This is a genomic window from Salipiger sp. HF18, assembly GCF_011806505.1.
Lineage (GTDB): Bacteria > Pseudomonadota > Alphaproteobacteria > Rhodobacterales > Rhodobacteraceae > Salipiger > Salipiger thiooxidans.
This window is the reverse complement of the sequence record NZ_JAATOS010000591.1, coordinates 1-2,246: the sequence shown is the minus strand read 5'-3', so window position 1 is coordinate 2,246 and position 2,246 is coordinate 1. Positions and strand designations below refer to the sequence as shown.

Here is a 2,246-nt window from a genome sequence, read left to right as displayed (position 1 = left end):
GAGAGCGCGCCGGGCCGGTTGCCAAGCCGCTCGCCGAGCCCCAGCCGCTCGAGCAGCGCCCGCGCCCGGTCACGCCGCGCCCGACGCGGAGCGCCACGGTAGATCGCGGGGATCTCGACATTGCCCAGAGCGTCGAGCTCGGGCATCAGCTGGTAGCGCTGGAAGATGAAGCCGAAGTGGTCGCGGCGCAGCTCGGCCAGCTCGTGGTCGGACATGGCCGAGACGTCGCGCCCGTCGAAGCGGTAGTCGCCGCGGGTGGGCCGGTCGAGACAGCCCAGCACGTTCATTAGCGTCGACTTGCCGGAACCGGACTGGCCGATGATGGCGACCATCTCGCCCGTCTCGATCGAAAGGTCGATGCCGCGCAGCACGGTGATGGTCTGCTCGCCCGCAGTGAAGGAGCGATCGAGCCCGCGAATGTCGATTAGTGCCATGGGGGGGCCTCAGAACATGCCCGGGGGCGGGCCGCCCGGGCCGCGCGAGCTGCGGGTCTGCGCCGCGGATGCCGCGGTGGGCCGGGCACCGCCACCGATCACCCGGTCGCCTTCCTCGAGCCCGGTCAGCACCTCGTAGGAAGTGGCGTCCTTCAGGCCGATCTCGATCTCCCGGCGCTCGGGCCGGTCGTCGTCGGCCAGGACGCTCACCACGTAGCGCCCCTCCGGGCCCGCCGCGGGCAGCGTCGCGAGGGGCAGGGTCAGCGTGTCCTCGGAGCGGCCAAGGATGATGGTGACGTTGGTCGACATGCCGATGCGCAGCAGCCGGTCGGAATTGTCGACGAGGAAGCGGGCGTTGTAGTAGATCGCGGAATCCGTATCGATCTCGTCGCTGTCGCGGATCGACGACGGCGCGGGCTCGACCGAGGCCAGCTCGGCCTCGTAGACCCGGTCCGGCGCCCCCAGCAGCGAGAACCTCACCAGCTGCCCCGGCGCCACGTTGACCACGTCGGCCTCCGAGATCTCGGCCTTGATCTCCATCCGGTCGAGCTGCGCCAGCTTCACGATGGTCGGCGTCTCCGAGGAGTTGTTGACCGTGGTGCCCTCGTCGCTGACGACGGCCACGACGGTGCCGTCGATGGGCGCGGTGATCTGGGTGCGTTCCAGGTCGAGCTCGGCGGTCGCCACCTCGATCTCGGCCCGGGCGCGCTGCGCCTCGAGCGAGGCCGCGTTGGCGTGCGCCATGTCCAGTGTCGCCTCGGCGGATTCAAGATCCTCGGTGGTCACCAGCTCGCGGGTGATGAGCGTCTGCTGCCGCGAGAGCGCCTGTTCCGCCAGCCGGATCTCGGCGGCGTTCGAGGCGATCTCGGCGTCGAGCTGGGCGAGGTCGGCCTTGGCCTGCTGCACCGCGTTCTGCTGCTCGAGCGAGTCGATGCGCGCGATGAGCTCGCCCTTGGCCACATCGTCGCCGACATCGACCAGCAGCTCCTCGACCAGCCCCGAGGTCCGGGCGCCGACCGAGACGAGGCTCTCGGCCTCGATGAGCCCGGTGGCGAGCACGGTGCTCTCGACCGTGCCACGTGTCACCGCGACGGTGCGGGGCGCGGCGGGCTCGGTCTCCTGCGTGTCCCTGAGCCACAGCCAGCCTGCGCCGGCGCATAGCAGGACGATGGAAATGGCAACGGTGGCCTTGCTCAACTTCATGGACTGCTCCGACTGGTACAGGAGGACAAAACGCAACGGGCCAAAGGTTCCGTCGGAAAAAGTTGGGGGTCCGGCGATTTTCTTTCGCCGGGGTGTGGAGTTGGTACTTTGTCAGACACAGCGCGAAGCGTCAGGCGTGGCGCCAAAAGAAAAAGGGGGGACGTGATCCCCCCTTTCCCAAGTGCTGCGATCAGGCGCGGGCTGCGCTCAGAACGGGATCTCGTCGTCGAGATCGCGCGGGGGGGCGCGCCCGCCGCCACCGCTGCCCGAGCCGCTGCCGTAATCGTCGCGACCGCCGGAGCCGCCGCCGAAGTCGTCACGGCCACCGCTGTAGCCACCGCCGCCGCTGCCACCACCGTAGCCGCCGCCCGAACCGCCACCGAAGTCACCGCCGCCGCCGCCACCCTGGCGGCCGTCGAGCAGGGTCAGCTCGCCACGGTAGGGGCGTAGCACGATCTCGGTCGAATAGCGGTCCTGGCCGGACTGGTCCTGCCACTTGCGGGTCTCGAGCTGGCCCTCGATGTAGACCTTGGAGCCCTTGCGCAGGTACTGCTCGGCGATGCGCGCCAGCGGTTCGGAGAAGATCGCGACCGAGTGCCACTCGGTGCG

3 protein-coding genes are annotated in these 2,246 nt (G+C 69.7%); all 3 read right to left on the bottom strand.

Going from position 1 to position 2,246, the window contains the following annotated elements:
• The coding region (locus tag HC022_RS24560) for an ABC transporter ATP-binding protein (protein ID WP_167454139.1) at window positions 1-434 on the bottom strand (434 nt) is incomplete at its 3' end.
• A 9-nt stretch (window positions 435-443) separates the two neighbouring features.
• The gene (locus tag HC022_RS24555; protein ID WP_167454138.1) at window positions 444-1,637 is read right to left on the bottom strand and encodes an efflux RND transporter periplasmic adaptor subunit; all 1,194 of its coding nucleotides are present in this window, start codon (window positions 1,635-1,637) and stop codon (window positions 444-446) included.
• A 207-nt stretch (window positions 1,638-1,844) separates the two neighbouring features.
• Window positions 1,845-2,246: single-stranded DNA-binding protein (gene ssb, locus HC022_RS24550; protein ID WP_175583725.1), on the bottom strand; the 402-nt coding region annotated here is incomplete at its 5' end.

What these genes read in the sequence shown, in the direction of transcription:
- HC022_RS24555 (WP_167454138.1), bottom strand. Translation starts at nt 1,637, where the DNA reads ATGAAGTTGAGCAAGGCCACCGTTGCCATTTCCATCGTCCTGCTATGC.